At 28.7% G+C, this 15,271-nt stretch carries 18 protein-coding genes; 3 read left to right on the forward strand and 15 right to left on the reverse strand.

Features of this window, described 5'->3' with window-relative positions; translation table 11 throughout:
- On the reverse strand, nt 1-160 hold a 160-nt coding region (locus ACLR9T_RS12170; protein WP_413109795.1), incomplete at its 3' end, for a hypothetical protein.
- Between the two features lie 290 nt (nt 161-450).
- On the opposite strand from ACLR9T_RS12170, the gene pduL reads away from it, so the two are divergent.
- The 3 genes from pduL (at nt 451) to ACLR9T_RS12185 (ending at nt 3,938) form a co-directional block, all read left to right on the forward strand.
- Nucleotides 451-1,023, forward strand: a complete 573-nt coding sequence (gene pduL / locus ACLR9T_RS12175; RefSeq protein ID WP_413109780.1) for a phosphate propanoyltransferase — start codon at nt 451-453, stop codon at nt 1,021-1,023.
- Between the two features lie 70 nt (nt 1,024-1,093).
- Entirely contained in the window at nt 1,094-1,729 is a 636-nt protein-coding gene (locus ACLR9T_RS12180) for a DUF4230 domain-containing protein (protein WP_413109781.1), read from the forward strand.
- 145 nt (nt 1,730-1,874) lie between these two features.
- On the forward strand, nt 1,875-3,938 hold the full coding sequence (locus tag ACLR9T_RS12185; protein ID WP_413109782.1) for a helix-turn-helix domain-containing protein: 2,064 nt from the start codon (nt 1,875-1,877) through the stop codon (nt 3,936-3,938).
- Nucleotides 3,939-4,041: 103 nt separating this feature from the next.
- Here the strand turns inward: ACLR9T_RS12185 and ACLR9T_RS12190 are convergent, their stop codons facing one another.
- From ACLR9T_RS12190 to rpsK, 14 genes are all read right to left on the reverse strand, one after another.
- Complete coding sequence (locus ACLR9T_RS12190) at nt 4,042-4,716, reverse strand: MgtC/SapB family protein (protein WP_413109783.1); 675 nt, start codon at nt 4,714-4,716, stop codon at nt 4,042-4,044.
- Nucleotides 4,717-4,764: 48 nt separating this feature from the next.
- Nucleotides 4,765-5,040, reverse strand: a complete 276-nt coding sequence (locus ACLR9T_RS12195; protein ID WP_413109784.1) for an HU family DNA-binding protein — start codon at nt 5,038-5,040, stop codon at nt 4,765-4,767.
- An 88-nt stretch (nt 5,041-5,128) separates the two neighbouring features.
- Nucleotides 5,129-6,151, reverse strand: a complete 1,023-nt coding sequence (locus ACLR9T_RS12200) for a threonine aldolase family protein (protein WP_413109785.1) — start codon at nt 6,149-6,151, stop codon at nt 5,129-5,131.
- Nucleotides 6,152-6,169: 18 nt separating this feature from the next.
- Entirely contained in the window at nt 6,170-7,000 is an 831-nt protein-coding gene (locus ACLR9T_RS12205; protein ID WP_413109786.1) for a MurR/RpiR family transcriptional regulator, read from the reverse strand.
- A 175-nt stretch (nt 7,001-7,175) separates the two neighbouring features.
- On the reverse strand, nt 7,176-8,084 hold the full coding sequence (locus tag ACLR9T_RS12210; protein WP_413109787.1) for an alpha/beta hydrolase: 909 nt from the start codon (nt 8,082-8,084) through the stop codon (nt 7,176-7,178).
- Nucleotides 8,077-9,276 carry a hypothetical protein gene (locus ACLR9T_RS12215; protein ID WP_413109788.1) on the reverse strand — a complete coding sequence of 400 codons (1,200 nt, stop codon included), beginning with the start codon at nt 9,274-9,276 and terminating at the stop codon, nt 8,077-8,079. The genes ACLR9T_RS12210 and ACLR9T_RS12215 overlap by 8 nt, the downstream gene beginning before the upstream one ends.
- A 103-nt stretch (nt 9,277-9,379) precedes the next feature.
- Nucleotides 9,380-10,267 (reverse strand): histidinol-phosphatase, encoded by an 888-nt coding sequence (locus ACLR9T_RS12220; protein ID WP_413109789.1) that lies wholly within the window; start codon nt 10,265-10,267, stop codon nt 9,380-9,382.
- A complete protein-coding gene (gene truA, locus ACLR9T_RS12225; protein WP_413109790.1) occupies nt 10,257-10,994 on the reverse strand; it encodes a tRNA pseudouridine(38-40) synthase TruA in 738 nt (245 codons plus the stop codon). Before truA ends, ACLR9T_RS12220 begins: the two co-directional genes overlap by 11 nt.
- Nucleotides 10,994-11,794: an energy-coupling factor transporter transmembrane component T family protein gene (locus tag ACLR9T_RS12230; RefSeq protein ID WP_413109791.1), complete on the reverse strand. Its 801-nt coding sequence runs from the start codon at nt 11,792-11,794 to the stop codon at nt 10,994-10,996. The genes truA and ACLR9T_RS12230 overlap by 1 nt, the downstream gene beginning before the upstream one ends.
- Nucleotides 11,787-12,638 carry an energy-coupling factor transporter ATPase gene (locus tag ACLR9T_RS12235; protein ID WP_413109792.1) on the reverse strand — a complete coding sequence of 284 codons (852 nt, stop codon included), beginning with the start codon at nt 12,636-12,638 and terminating at the stop codon, nt 11,787-11,789. The genes ACLR9T_RS12230 and ACLR9T_RS12235 overlap by 8 nt, the downstream gene beginning before the upstream one ends.
- Entirely contained in the window at nt 12,614-13,444 is an 831-nt protein-coding gene (locus tag ACLR9T_RS12240; protein WP_413109793.1) for an energy-coupling factor transporter ATPase, read from the reverse strand. The genes ACLR9T_RS12235 and ACLR9T_RS12240 overlap by 25 nt, the downstream gene beginning before the upstream one ends.
- 93 nt (nt 13,445-13,537) lie before the next feature.
- Nucleotides 13,538-13,900, reverse strand: coding sequence for a 50S ribosomal protein L17 (gene rplQ / locus ACLR9T_RS12245; RefSeq protein WP_172473129.1), 363 nt, complete (start codon nt 13,898-13,900; stop codon nt 13,538-13,540).
- Nucleotides 13,901-13,932: 32 nt separating this feature from the next.
- Nucleotides 13,933-14,877, reverse strand: a complete 945-nt coding sequence (locus ACLR9T_RS12250; protein WP_003536857.1) for a DNA-directed RNA polymerase subunit alpha — start codon at nt 14,875-14,877, stop codon at nt 13,933-13,935.
- A 47-nt stretch (nt 14,878-14,924) separates the two neighbouring features.
- On the reverse strand, nt 14,925-15,269 hold the full coding sequence (rpsK, locus tag ACLR9T_RS12255) for a 30S ribosomal protein S11 (RefSeq protein WP_413109794.1): 345 nt from the start codon (nt 15,267-15,269) through the stop codon (nt 14,925-14,927).
- Between the last annotated feature and the right edge of the window lie 2 nt (nt 15,270-15,271).

Here is a 15,271-nt window from a genome sequence, read left to right on the forward strand (position 1 = left end):
CATCCTTACCAGCACGATGCTCTAATTGTTCAACAATTTTTAATGCATTACTTACTGTAATATGTGTTTTAACTCCCTTTATGTTTACAACTGCACCAATCCCACAGTTATCATGTTCAAATGATTTATCGTATAATCCATGATTTTTAATTTTATTCATATAGGTTCCCCCTTTTTATGTAGCCCCATAATACACTATTTCGACAATTGTGTAAAGATATGTGATTTTTTTAGCCTTATCCTAAATTATTAAAAAAATTTTGAATAAACCATTATAAAAAAGCTATTTTTATAGGAATATAACTAATTTTTAATAGTGATAATAATTTATTTTTACTATTTTAATAAATTTATCTCTGAAAAATTTTAAAAATTTTTTTATTTTATTGCTATTTCCTTGAAAATAGCAATAAAAGGAGTAATATATAATAAGGAAAAAGGAGGATGATTATGACTAAAAAAATTATCGTTGAAACTTCAGCAAGACATATTCATTTATCAGAAGCTGATTTAGAAACACTATTTGGTAAAGGTTATCAATTAACTAATAAGAAAGATTTATCACAACCAGGACAATTTGCATGCGTTGAAAAAGTAACAGTAGTTGGTGCTAAAGGTGAACAAAAAATGTCTGTCTTAGGACCTACCCGCAATGCTACACAAGTTGAATTATCATTAACAGATGCTCGTTCATTGGGATTACAAGCTACGATTAGAGAATCTGGTGATATCGAAGGAACAGCTGGGTGTAAATTAATAGGTCCTGCTGGGGAAGTTGAAATTCCTTGTGGAGTAATTGCAGCCAAAAGACATATACATATGACACCTGCTGACGCTGCTGAATTCGGTGTTACTGATAAACAAATCGTTAAAGTAGAAATTGAAACTGATGGTCGTTCATTAGTATTTGGAGATGTTGTTTGTCGAGTGAGTGAAAATTATGCTACTGCAATGCACATTGATACTGATGAATCAAATGCAGCTGGATGTGGTCGTGAAGTATACGGAACTATTATAAAATAATTAAGCCTTCGGGCTTTTTATTTTTATCATTGAATGTCGAAATATGTTATAATAAAATTAGGTGAGAAAAGTGAAAATATTAGATACATTAGGAAAAACAAAAAAAGCCATTGGAGGCATTATAGCTATTTTTTTAATTGCTTTATTAATCTTTTATGCAGGTACAAGATTTGCCGGGAGTAGTGATCTACCCAAAATATCCTCTACAGGTTTGACTCAACAGCTTCAGGAAATTGAAGAATTAGCTACTTTATCCTATAATTATACTAAAGTTGGTAAATTCTCTGATAACTTAACCTTTAATGGTTGGGATATCCCCTTAACTCAAAAAAGCTTTTTAATTACATATGATGGTAAATTAAAAGCTGGGATTAAAATGGATAAAATAAAAATTGAAATCAATAATAATACTATCACAGTTTCCATCCCAGATATTGAGATCTTAAGTAACGAAATTGACGAAAGTAGCATTGAGGTATATGATGAAACTAAAAATGTATTTAACCCTATTTCCATTAACGACTATACCAAATTTGCTAAAAAGCAAAAAGAGTCAGTTGCTGAAGAAGCAATTGAAAATGGTTTATTAAGTGAGGCAGCTACAAAAACTCAAAATATTATAAAAAAATATTTAAATGCTTTACCAGGTGTTAACGAAAAATATGAAATTGTAGTTAGGTTCATAGAATCTTCAAAACAGAACTAAATTTAGTTCTGTTTTTTATTATTAGCTATTTATTTTATCCAATATTATAGTGAACTCTATTTAAAAGCGACAAATTCAACTATTGGTAACTTGTTTTAATTCATATTTATCATATAATTATTATATATCTAAAAAGGAGTTTTTTATGGATAATATTAAAATTGGAAAATACATTTCTTATAAAAGAAAACAAAAAGGACTGACACAAAAAGAATTAGGTGAAATACTGTTAATGAGTGACAAAGCCATTTCTAAATGGGAACGTGGTATTAGTTTACCAGACATCTCTATATTACCAGAACTTGCTAAAATATTTAATATTACTGTTGATGAATTATTAAATGGTGAAGATAATACTTTTACAGTAAATAAAGAACAGAAGAATATATATAAATTTAAACTAACATCAAAAATATATAAGCAAATGCTATATTTTCAGCTTTATTTGAAAAAGGTCTGGTTATATATTATTAATATATTAGCTTTTATTTTTATTTGTGGTGGATATGCGCTCTTTTCTTTACGGCAATATTACTTTTTTTATTTAGACATTATTGGTTTATTGATTATAGTAACGGGATTAAGCTTATTTCTTATACCAATATTATTTCCAATTATTAAAACAAGTTTATTTAAGGAGACTGAGTATCATTATACTTATGATCAGGAAAGTTTAACGTATATTAAAGATGGTAAAGAAACTTGTTATAAATATAGTAATTTTCATCATTTATATAAATCTAAAGATTATTGTATATTAATAAATAACAGGGAGAAATTATTTATTAATTTTGAAGATTATAAAATAATTTGCAAATTTATAACATGCCCTACTACAAATATTATTTCTAAAAAAGAAAAATGGATAGTAAACTTTCAAATAGCTTTAACAACTTTAAGTTTTTTATTATTGATTTTAGAATTAGGTTATCATATTATTTTAAAAAATCTTGGTTTTGAAATAATTTATACTCAATTAGAATATATCATTATTATAATATTATTATTATCAACTATTATCTGTATAATTATATCTAAGATAAAAATTAATTTGATTACTACTCTTAGTATTATTACTTTTAGTATAATAATCCTTATTACCACTTGGCTAATCAGCAGTAATTTAGCTACACAAATAACATATTATTCAATATCGCCAGACTTTTCATCTCAATTAGTGTTAAAGCAAGATAAAAAAACTGGGAAAATAACTGATTATCACTACACATATCTATGTTTTGCTAAAAAATCCACTTCATTTGATGCTTCTACCATTAAAAAGATATCTACAAAATGGATTACAAATGATTGTAATTATATAAGTTATCAAAAAATAGATGGTAGTAATGGTATTTATATTGCAACTTATGGTGATCGTAGTGATGGGATTGCATATTACTCTGTTTTAAATAGTTTAAATGGAGATTGGACAAATAAATTTGATGATGATCAAAGTTATCATTTATCTGTAAAAAATAATTCTATCACTATTGATAATAATTATAATATCGAAACTTTTTCAGAAAGTGAAATAGAACAATTTGGTACTACTGCAATAACATTAATAAAAGGTAGTGAAACCAGATATATCATTGCTTTAAATAGTAATTGTATTATTGATGACAATGGTCTAATCAAAGATAATGGAACAATTGAAATTATTCCTGTTTTTCAAACCAATGCTCCAGCAACTGAGTTATTCTGCACCACTTATAAAGAAGATGTCCAAGTTCAACAAGATATCGATAATCAAGAACGTCAAAAAGCTTTAGATATTGTTAATGATATGCATGATTTAATTAGTAACAAGAAAGATTATGATAATTTTGAATCTCGTGGAGACTTATTTAAGATTCAAACTGATTCGAATGATTATGTTGAAATAACAGGTTTAGCCTATCAAAAAGAAGAAGAACTTGGTGGTAATACCGGTGTTGCAGTTGATACAAAGGGATTAAATTTAAGTATAAAAGCTGGAACAATTAATGATTTTTATGTAGAATTCTCAACTAAAGGTAGTTATCGTCTACATGATGAAGAGGAAATTTCTGAAGTTGGATATAGTTATAGAATTATTAAAAGCTATGATGGATATTTAATTGCCAAGATAGGTTATCGAACACCTGGTAATATTGGGCTAGTTGCTTTATCTCCAACCATAGATGTTGATATTAGTAATAACGAGTTATTTCATCATATCTCTCCATAATTAAAAATGGCAATAATGTAGCAGTCCAATTTTAGGAGGTCACTACACAATGCCATTTTTTTATACATCTAATTTTAATTATTTCTTCTCTTTATTATGTTTTTTATTTTATTTCAATAGTAATAATGTCATTATTTTCATCAAATAAAGTCAACATCTCCTCCATTGATAAACCTGCTGGAATTTTAACTAATAATTCTAAAATAATTATATCATCATCACGAATCATTTTAAAATTCATTATATTAATGTGATGATCTTGCATAGCTCTTTGAACTTTTTTAACAGCTTTATAATCTTTTTTAATTTCCAAATAAATCAATTCCCCTGTAACAGATGGAATCCAACGATACTGTTTATGAAAAATAATTTGAACCCATAGAATTAAGACAGTTGCTAAGATACCAATCAAATACATTCCAGCCCCAATTGCCATTCCAACTGCTGCAGTTGCCCAAATTCCTGCCGCTGTAGTTAATCCAGTTATTTCACGTTTATGAACAAAAATAATACCAGCACCTAAAAAACTCACACCTGAAATAATCTGAGCAGCAATCCGCGAAGGATCTAATGCTATTCCATTATGATTTAAAATATCACTAAAGCCATATTTAGAAACAATCATAATCATGGCAGAAGCTAAACATACAATTAAATGAGTTCTTACCCCTGCCACTTTTAATCGATTTTGACGTTCATATCCAATTACAATTCCACAAATAGAAGCAATAATAATTCGTAATAAATATACGCCCTGTAATAACAGATAACTTTTCATTTAATTACCTCCAATTAAAAATGACCCGAAGGTCATTTTTGTATTATATTATTTATTTACAGCATTTTTTAAAGCGCTACTAGATTTGAAAGCTGGAGCTTTGCTTGCAGCAATGGTCATAGTTTCACCAGTTCTTGGATTACGTCCTGTTCTTTCTCCTCTTTCACGTACTTCAAAATTTCCAAATCCTTTTAATGATACTTTTTCGCCCTTTACTAATGCTTCAGTCACTACATCTACAAAAGCAGTTACTACTTTATCAACATCAGTTTTTGTCATTTCTGTGCTTGAAGCAATTGCTTCTACTAATTCAGTTTTGTTCATTTTAATTTCTCCAATCTTTATATTATAGGAAATAATCCTATACACATTATATTACTTATTATTAGTGATTACAAGCTATAATATACCTCTAATTATTAATAAATTGATTGATTTTTTTGACAAATTCTTCTACTTCTTTCTTCTTTGTTGCCCATGAAGTAACAAGACGAATACAGTTATGATTATCATCTATTTCATCCATTACAATAAATGAATAATGCTGTTTTAATTCTTTAATTAACTTCTTAGGCAATATTGGAAATACTTGATTACTTGGTGAATCAATATACATTTTAAAATCTTTAAGTCCAGCTCGTAAAATATCGGCCATTAAATTTTCGTGTTTTCCAATCTCTATGTATAAATTATTACTAAACAATTCTTTAAACTGTACCCCTAGTAACCTACCTTTAGCCAACATTGCTCCACGTTGTTTTATATTATATCTAAAATCAGTTTTTAATTCATCATTTATAATAACTAAACATTCTCCAAACAAGGCACCCATTTTTGTACCCCCAATATAAAAAGCATCACTATAATTAACTAGATCTTTTAAAGTTGGAGTATTTTCAAGTGCTAGTGCACTACCAAGCCTTGCTCCATCAACAAATAAATATAAATTTTTTTCTTTACAAAAATGGTAAATATCCTTTAATTCATTAAGTGTATATACACTTCCATATTCAGTTGTTTGTGATATATAAACCATTTTAGGTTGTACCATATGTTCATCAGTATGCTCATCAATTACACTTTTGATCATATTTACTGTTAATTTACCATTATTATGTGGTCGTGTAAGTACTTTATGCCCCGTTGCCTCAATTGCTCCTGTTTCATGAACATTAATATGACCACTATCCACAGCTATTACAGCTTGATATGATTTTAAAGAAGATGAGATAAATATTGCATTAGTCTGTGTACCGCCAACTAAATAATGCACATCAATATCATTATTATTAACTAGCTTCTTTAAAATATTTGTTGCTTCTAGACAATATTTATCTAATCCATAGCCCTCACATTGCTCATAATTTGTTTTTAACAGTGCTTCTATTATCTTAGGATGTGCACCTTCACCATAATCATTTGTAAAACTATACATAAAAAAAGCCCCCTTATATTATCTTCTCGGATATAATAATCCATAACGAACATACAAAACATCAAAATACGTCTTAATAACGGTTGAGCCAGATAAAGAAGATTCTGTAAAATCACTTTCTTTACCTCGAACAATAAATGTATGATCTGCCAGATTTATTACTTCACTATTTTCATTCATTGTTATTAGTATAACTTTAGCTCCTCTATTTTTTATAGATTTAACTAATTCACCAATAGGAACTGGCCGAGCTCTAACTGACAATACAATTGCTACACTATTTTCATCTAATAATTCTATTCGTTGACTATCATCGCCACGGTCTGCAAAGGCATAAGAGAATTTACCTAGCTTTACTAGTTTAAATTGAATGTCAGAAGCTAATATCTTATTAAATTGGAATCCAAAAAAATGTAACTTTTTAGCATCATAAATAATATCACATAGTCGATCTATTTCATGAATATTAACATATTTCTTACTCTCAATTAACGAGTTTATAGATAAATCATAAACCATATCTATACATTTTGAAGGATCTTTATGAATTGCCACTAAATCCTCTGGCTCTAATTTTATTTCATGACTTGCCTGTTGTAATCCAGCTTGAACTTCTTTTTTGAATTCTGCAAAATTATCACATTTTAACGCTTTACAAAAACGTGATATTGTTGCTGGAGAAGTATAACACAAATCAGCTAATTCATTAATACTAATACTTGGTATTTTATCAATATTATTCAATACTTGATAACAAATTGTATAATACATATCTTGACTATAGGAAGCATTAATGTAGGTTAATAGGTTATATAAGATATCAACCTCTACATTTTCTCTACGATTCATAATCTTGTCCTCCTTATAGGATATATTATACACAATTTATAATAAAAAAGAAAACAGGATTTCCTATTTTCTATCTTTCTTCAACATTTAATATTAATCTTCTTTGTAATAATCATTTTTTATTACTAGTTTACAGATAACACTATTTAGAATAGTCTTCAAATCTACAATAATTTTATTCATTTACATATTTTGTGATAAAGTCTTTCAATGTATTTTTAAAGTCATCTGTTTCTTTTAAATCGTATAAATAGCGTTCGTCTTTTAAAACAAATAAAACTTTGCTTCCACGATTAGCATTATATAAAGGATATACCATACTTAAAGGTACAAAATCATCTTCTTTCATGTGTATAAATAATGTTGGAATATCATTATGCTTCAACATTAATGGATAAGATTCCTTAATATTAATTTTAACTTCCTGCTTTATCTTCCTTTTTAACATCTGCATAGTTGGAAATTTAGGCACTTTATAATCTTTAATCATTCGATATCCTAAAATATCATATACACTTGTATAGGCACCATCACTAATAATTGCCTTAACATTTTTTAGTAAATGTTTACTAGACGCCTTTAAAATCGTATTTGCGCCAGCCTCTTTACCATATAAAATAATTTGATGATTTTTACCATACTCATTAAGCAAAAATTTATTCCAACAAACTAAATCATTAACATCTTTAATTCCTAAACCACGAATATAACCATCACTTTGTCCGTGACTACAAGCATCGACTAATAATACATTCCATTTAGGATAACGCTCTTTAAAAAAAGGTACATATAATGACATGTCTTTTGCCTCAAGAGCAAATGGATGCAAAATAACTAATGTTATATCAGCTAAATTTTCTGCAATTAATATTCCTCGTAGTTTAATCCCTTGACGATTTTTAATATATACATTTTTAGCATCATATTTTGTTTCTAGAATACTTGGTTTATCATCTTCTTTATGATGACGATACAGCATTGCTTTAACTGTACGATTAACAAACATATTTAAAGCGCCCGCACCAGATGCTAATCCTGCTAAAACTGCTAAAGAGGCAAATACTTTCTTTCCTTTTTTATCCATTTTTACCATACTCCTTATAATTTTCCATTAATAACCGATTTATATTACTAACCTGTTCAAATGAACTTAGCCGATATTCATCATGTTCCATTCTACCAGCATAAAATCTAATTGCCTTTTCTAATTCTTCACGTATTTTTTCATGATATTCATTTGGGAAAGTTGAAATTGGAAAACATACAAATACAAATGTATTATAATCTTTTGAAAATAAATTTATAAGTAAATCGTACCCTTCATTTTGTACTACTGAGTTACCAATAGCTAATTGTAAATCATGATTTGCAAAGGTAAGCATATCACTCATTACGAATCTAATTACATCCATCGCAGCATCTCTATAGGCATCCTGATTACTTTCAAAAATTGCTTTTAAATAGGGAACAACAATATTTGAATTTCCTTCATTTTCAAATCGTTCATCAATATATTTAAAAATAGCTTTTGTTACACGATAATGTGATAACACTAAATTTCCAAAATCAGTCATAATTGCAAATGCAAATCTTTGTGAATTGCATAAACGCCAAATTGCCTCTAACAAACTATCTTTGACTTGATCATAAAAAAGATCAAGCTGATCAAATACCATTCGTATTATCATTCTAAAATAATATAAGTGAAATTGATATTGGGTATCTAAATATTTTGCTGTAGTTCCATCCCACTCATATTCATATAAAATTTTATCAAGTAACAAATTAACTGAATCCATAAATTTTTTATAGTTTCCACTTTTTGTTAATTTACGTAGATAAGGCATAAAAAATTCATAAAAAGAATCAATTGTTTCTTGATTAATACCTCGATGATATTCTAAATAATCTAGTATATTACGATAGTCTAATGGCTCTAACATAATATCAGTATTTTTACTGTCTATATAATGTTGAAAAACATGGCAATGAAGAATTGTAAGATATTTATTAAAATATATAATCTGTTTTAGAGCATCTTTTGTGATATACTCTTCTTCTTGTTCATGGAGGTCAACTGAAAAAGTTGTTTTAATCTCAGGTCCATAATAATCTAAAGTTAAAAAAACATTTATTTCTCGAAACTGAATATCTCGAATATAATAATGAAACTTATGTTCAAACTTTTTAGTCTGTACACAACTATGACAACGATATTTACCCTGATAATTACTTTTATGATCTTCTAAATACTTATGAATACATTCTCGTATCATAATTTCACCTCCCTATTCTATGCCTATTTTACCACTAATAAATAAATATTAAAACTAATAAGGGAAATAAGTATCTAATATTTTATCACCATTACAACAAAATTTAATCAATTTCTTTTCTTCCCTTTTTAAATTCAAATTTATCTACAATATTTAAATGATGCTTTTTAGCAAACTCATATAAATCTTTATATATCTTATCGTTAAAGTCTGCAGGTGCATGAGCATCTATTCCTAATATTACTTTACAGCCTATTTCACCTGCAATTTCAAAAAAATGAGAGTTAGGATAAGGATAGAGCATTTCATCACCAGCTTTACGTAATCCTCTGCGAATACCACCACCATTTATTTCTAATGGAATATCATTTTCTAAAGCTTTTAAACATATTTCTCTAGTAATATTTTCACAAAAATTATCAAAATACACTTTTCCAATCATGAATAAATCAGGATGGGCAATATATGAAAACAAATTAGTATCCATTGCTTGTATTAAATCATTTTTGTAACTAATAATTTCTTCGTTAGTTATGTGTAATTTACCATAATAACGGGTGTGAATAGAATACTTATTAAAATGATTACCTAGGATCAAATAATCTACTTCTCCTGAATCTAAAAGGTTTTGATAATATTGTAAATAGTTTTCAAAATATTCAGCTTCAAATCCTTGATAAACCTTAATTTTTTCTTTATATTTTTCTTTTACCCTTTTTACTTCATCTAAATGTTCCTTTTTACTATAATATGGCATTCTCATTGCTGGACCATTAGTGTATATGGTTTTAACAGCTACCAAAAAGGCTCTTAATTCTTTTAATGTATATGGGAGCCCTTTTAAAATATGTAGTCTATAATGGGGTAAAGGAATATGGTCACTAAATCCCAGTTCCAAAATATCATTCTTAATTGCACTTTTTACCATTGCCTCTTCATTACCTAAAGCATGTCCACAACGAAAAGTATGAGTATGAAAATTAGTTTTCATCATAAAACACCTCATACAAATATAATCCTTGCGGTTTAGCTTTAAATAAACATTTTTTCTCTCCATGACTATCCAATAATTCTTGCAATCTTTCTTTTGTTATGCGCTTCGCTCCTACTTGTATTAATCCTCCTACAATATGTCTTACCATATATCTTCTAAAACCATTTCCTACTAAAACAAATTTAATTACTCCATTATCATCACTTATTGATAACTCATATAGTTCCCTAATTGTATTACCATATTGGTCATAACTACAAAATGAAGCAAAATCATGCTTTCCAATAAATATTTTAGCTGCTTCTCTCATTAACTTAATATCTAAAGGACGTCCATATTGAAATATATAATTGGTTTGAAATGGATTATACTCATTTGTACTAAGTAAATAATGATACTCTTTTTTCATTGCACTATATCGACTATGAAATTCATCACTAACAAACCTTGAATCAAGAATATAAATATCATTAGGTAAAAAATGATTAATTGCCTTTTTCCACTGAGATTCGGGCATCTGTCTTGTTGTATCAAAATGAAAAACCTGTTTAACCCCATGAACTTTAGCATCTGTTCTACCGGAACCATGAATTATTATTTCTTCTTTACAAATATTTTTTAAAGCTTTTTGTATCTCCCCTTGAACCGTTCTTAATTTATTTTGAATTTGAAATCCGTGAAATTTACTACCATCATAATTTACAATACACTTAACTCTAGTCATTATATAATTATACTTAAAGCAATTACGCTTCCAGATACAACGACAGTAAATATTAATGCCATAGTATCAAATTTTCTCCAACAAAGTGATTTATATCTAGTTCTGGCAGCTTCTGGATTATAATTACGGCTTTCCATTGCATTTGCTAAATCTTCTGCTCTTTGAAATGCAGAGATAAATAGTGGAATTATTAATGATACAATTGCTTTTATTTTTTCAGACAATTTTCCTTCATTAAAGTCAACTCCTCGACTAGCTTGAGCTTTCATAATTCTTTTAGCTTCATCCAATAAATCTGGAATAAAACGTAAAGCTATAGAAATCATCATTGCTAATTCATGAGCTGGAAAACCAAATTTTTTTAACGGATTTAAAAGTTTTTCTATCGCTAAGGTAAGATCCAAAGGTTTGGTAGATGATGTTAAAATTGTTGTCATGGTAATTATTAGAATTAATCGTATAAATATATATGCTGATTGCAATAAGGCTCCAGAATATATTTTTAGAGTTCCTAATGTAAATACAACTTCCCCTGTGTTAATTAAAAAAATATTAAAAATCATTAAAAAAAGCATCATAAATAACATTGGTTTAATTGCTTTTAAAATATGCTTAATTGATATATTTGAAGCAATAGCAGTAATTAAAACAAATATTGCCATAATTCCATACCCAAGAAAACCAGCATCAAAAAAAATCGCAATTAAAAAAATTAACAAAGCTCCAATCTTTAAACGGGGATCTAAGCGATGAATTATTGAATCTACGGGGATATACTTACCAAAAGTCATATTATCCATTGATTTCACCACCAATTGCCAAAACTAATTGATCAATGTTATTAATTGAAGAATCAATATTAAAGCCGTGACTATTTAGTTTTAAAATAAAATCTGTAATAATTGGTAAATCAATTCCTAAATTATTCAAATAATTACTATCTTTAAATATATTTGTTACTGTATCATGTTTTTCAACCCGCCCATGATTCATTACTACTACTTCATCACAGTATTGCAACACATGATTCATATCATGTGTTACTAAAATAATTGTTTTTCCTGAATCATTAATTTTTTTGAACAAACCCATCATTTCATTTGTACCTTGTGGATCTAACCCAGCTGTTGGCTCATCAAGAATTAATATATCTGGGTTCATAGCAAGAATTCCAGCTATTGCTACACGACGTTTTTGTCCTCCTGATAAATCAAATGGTGATTTATTTAAATAGCTTTCATCTAAGCCCACTGTTTTAAGAACACTATGAGCAATCTTTTTAGCTTCTTCTTCACTGATTCCAAAATTCATTGGACCGAATATAATATCCTTCTCAATGGTTTCTTCAAATAACTGGTATTCAGGAAACTGGAAGACAAGGCCAGCTTTTTTACGTAATGGTTTAAGCTTACTAGGTTTATCAGTTGCTGTAATGATATATTCATCAATATTTATTTCACCACATGTAGGTAACAATAATGCATTTATGTGCTGTATTAAAGTGCTTTTTCCACTGCCTGTTTGTCCAATGATTGCAGTAAAACTTTTATCTCTAATATTAAGGTTGACCCCCTTTAAAGCATGATAAGAAAATGGAGTATTTTCACTATATATATGTTCTACTTCTTTAAATTTAATTGACATAATTCTTTTATTAAAACCTCCATATCTAAAGATTTACTAGTATTTATTTTTGCTTTTTTTAAACCTAATGCTACTTTTAAAGCAAATGGAACATCTAACTCATATTTTATTAAACTAGTTTCATCACTTAAAATATCTTTAGGCTTCCCTTGAGCAACTACTTTCCCTGAATTCAATATAATTACTTGATCAGCATTTTTTGCTTCTTCTATATCATGTGTGATAGATATAATTGTTATTTCTTTTTTTTGATTTAACTCTTTAACTAATGTATTTATTTCACGTCGTCCCATTGGATCTAGCATACTTGTTGCTTCATCCAATATAATAATTTTAGGGCTCATAGCCAAAATTCCAGCAATCGCTACTCGCTGTTTTTGACCTCCAGACAATTTTGTAGGCTCATGATCAAGAAAGTCACTCATACCAACTTTAGTTGCATAAGTATTAATGATTTCGTCCATTGCTGCTTGCGGAACACATGTATTCTCTAAACCGAAGGCTATATCATCACGAACAGTTGCCCCAATGAACTGATTATCAGGATTTTGAAAAACAATTCCAATGTTGTCTCTAACTTTATATAAATTTTCTAAATTAAGCTCATATCCATTAACAATAATTGAACCACTCTTTTTTTCTAGTAATCCAATTAATAACTTTGCAATCGTACTTTTTCCACTGCCATTATGTCCTAAAATAGCAACATAATCGCCTTTATTTATATCAAAAGAAATGTGATCAATTGTTTTTAACCCAGATTCATATTCAAATGATAAATCTTTAACTCTTATAATTTTATCCATTCCTTCACCACCTTATTATACTACTGTTAATCATTCTATATTTATTAAACCTTTTAGTCAAGTAAAAGAAAAAAGACCCTTAGGTCTTTATAATTAAACTAATGCAATGATTGCCATTGGGGCATTGTCACCTTTACGATTGTAAGTTTTTAAGATACGAGTGTATCCACCATTTACATCTTTGTATTTAGGTGCTACTTCATCAAACAATTTTTGTACAGCTGTTTTTCCTGTTGATTCATCAATTACATTGTGTAATACAGCAGCAGCTTGACGTCTTGCATGTAAGTCACCGCGTTTACCTAAAGTAATTAATTCTTCAACAACAGAACGAACTTCTTTAGCTCTAGTTTCTGTAGTTTCTAATTTACCGTACATAATTACTTCTGTTGCAAGAGAACGTAACATTGATTTTCTAATATCAGAAGTACGTCCTAATTTTCTATTTTTAGCCATGAGATTAGCGCTCCTTCCTTCGTATTTGCGAATTAATCGATAGGTTTAAACCCTAACCCTAATTCAACTAACTTCTCTTTTACTTCTTTTAAAGATTTCTTACCTAAATTTCTTACTTTGATCATATCATCTTCAGATTTAGCGGCAAGATCTTGAACAGTTTGGATACCTGCTCTTTTTAAACAGTTGTATGAACGTACTGATAAATCTAATTCTTCAATCGTCATATCTAATACTTTATTAGTTGTATCACTTTGAGCTTCAGACATAACTTCCATATTCACAGCCATATCAGTTAACTCTACAAACATATTTAAATGTTCTACTAAAATCTTAGCAGCTAATGAAATAGCTTCATAAGGTTTTAAAGCTCCATTTGTTTCGATTTCTAAAGTTAATTGATCATATTTGGCACTTTCCCCAACACGAGTTGGTTCAACTGCATAAGATACTTTTTCAACTGGTGAATAAATTGAATCAGTAGGAATAATACCAATAGTATTAATTTCCTTCTTATTTTGATCAGCACTTACATAACCACGATCTTTTTTAGCATATAATTCCATGTATAAGTGAGCACCTTGAGCAACATGAGCAATTTCCATATCATTAGAAATCATTGTTACTTCTGAAGGGCATTGAATGTCAGCACCTGTTACAGTAGCAGGTCCTTCAACATCAATAATCATTGTAGCCGATTCATCACTATCCACATCAAAGACTAATTTCTTAAGATTTAAGATAATTGATGTAACATCTTCGACAACACCATCTACTGCAGAAAATTCATGGATAGCACCTTGAACTTTAATTGCATATACAGCAGATCCAGGTAAAGAAGATAGAAGAACTCGACGAAGTGAATTCCCCAAAGTTGTACCGAAACCTCTTTCTAAAGGTTCAATAACAAATTTACCATAATTATCTGTTTCATCATAATTAGCTATATTAAAATTTGCTTTTTCAAACTTTTGCATTATTTCCCTCCTCACTAGGAATTATTATTTTTTTGATCATACAATAATTATCCACGAGGACGTTTTGGTGGACGACACCCGTTATGTGGAATTGGTGTAACATCATTAATAGATGTTACTTCTAATCCAGCAGCTTGTAAAGCTCTAACTGCAGCTTCACGTCCTGGTCCTGGACCTTTAACACATACTTCTACAGATTTCACTCCATGATCCATTGATGCCTTTGCTGCAGCTTCAGAAGCCATTTGTGCAGCGAATGGAGTAGATTTTCTTGAACCTTTAAACCCTAATGCTCCAGCACTAGACCATGTTAATACATTTCCATGTTCATCAGTAATAGTTACAATAGTATTATTGAAAGTTGAATGAACATGTGCTACACCTTTTGCGATAT

Origin of the sequence: Thomasclavelia sp., from assembly GCF_047249845.1 — a bacterium.
Classification (GTDB): domain Bacteria; phylum Bacillota_I; class Bacilli_A; order Erysipelotrichales; family Coprobacillaceae; genus Thomasclavelia.

What these genes read in the sequence shown, in the direction of transcription:
- ACLR9T_RS12205 (WP_413109786.1), bottom strand. Translation starts at nt 7,000, where the DNA reads ATGAATCGTAGAGAAAATGTAGAGGTTGATATCTTATATAACCTATTA.
- ACLR9T_RS12210 (WP_413109787.1), bottom strand. Translation starts at nt 8,084, where the DNA reads ATGGATAAAAAAGGAAAGAAAGTATTTGCCTCTTTAGCAGTTTTAGCA.
- ACLR9T_RS12185 (WP_413109782.1), top strand. Translation starts at nt 1,875, where the DNA reads ATGGATAATATTAAAATTGGAAAATACATTTCTTATAAAAGAAAACAA.
- ACLR9T_RS12250 (WP_003536857.1), bottom strand. Translation starts at nt 14,877, where the DNA reads ATGCAAAAGTTTGAAAAAGCAAATTTTAATATAGCTAATTATGATGAA.
- ACLR9T_RS12240 (WP_413109793.1), bottom strand. Translation starts at nt 13,444, where the DNA reads ATGGATAAAATTATAAGAGTTAAAGATTTATCATTTGAATATGAATCT.
- rplQ (WP_172473129.1), bottom strand. Translation starts at nt 13,900, where the DNA reads ATGGCTAAAAATAGAAAATTAGGACGTACTTCTGATATTAGAAAATCA.
- ACLR9T_RS12195 (WP_413109784.1), bottom strand. Translation starts at nt 5,040, where the DNA reads ATGAACAAAACTGAATTAGTAGAAGCAATTGCTTCAAGCACAGAAATG.
- ACLR9T_RS12215 (WP_413109788.1), bottom strand. Translation starts at nt 9,276, where the DNA reads ATGATACGAGAATGTATTCATAAGTATTTAGAAGATCATAAAAGTAAT.
- ACLR9T_RS12200 (WP_413109785.1), bottom strand. Translation starts at nt 6,151, where the DNA reads ATGTATAGTTTTACAAATGATTATGGTGAAGGTGCACATCCTAAGATA.
- pduL (WP_413109780.1), top strand. Translation starts at nt 451, where the DNA reads ATGACTAAAAAAATTATCGTTGAAACTTCAGCAAGACATATTCATTTA.
- truA (WP_413109790.1), bottom strand. Translation starts at nt 10,994, where the DNA reads ATGACTAGAGTTAAGTGTATTGTAAATTATGATGGTAGTAAATTTCAC.
- ACLR9T_RS12220 (WP_413109789.1), bottom strand. Translation starts at nt 10,267, where the DNA reads ATGAAAACTAATTTTCATACTCATACTTTTCGTTGTGGACATGCTTTA.
- ACLR9T_RS12230 (WP_413109791.1), bottom strand. Translation starts at nt 11,794, where the DNA reads ATGGATAATATGACTTTTGGTAAGTATATCCCCGTAGATTCAATAATT.
- ACLR9T_RS12190 (WP_413109783.1), bottom strand. Translation starts at nt 4,716, where the DNA reads ATGAAAAGTTATCTGTTATTACAGGGCGTATATTTATTACGAATTATT.
- ACLR9T_RS12235 (WP_413109792.1), bottom strand. Translation starts at nt 12,638, where the DNA reads ATGTCAATTAAATTTAAAGAAGTAGAACATATATATAGTGAAAATACT.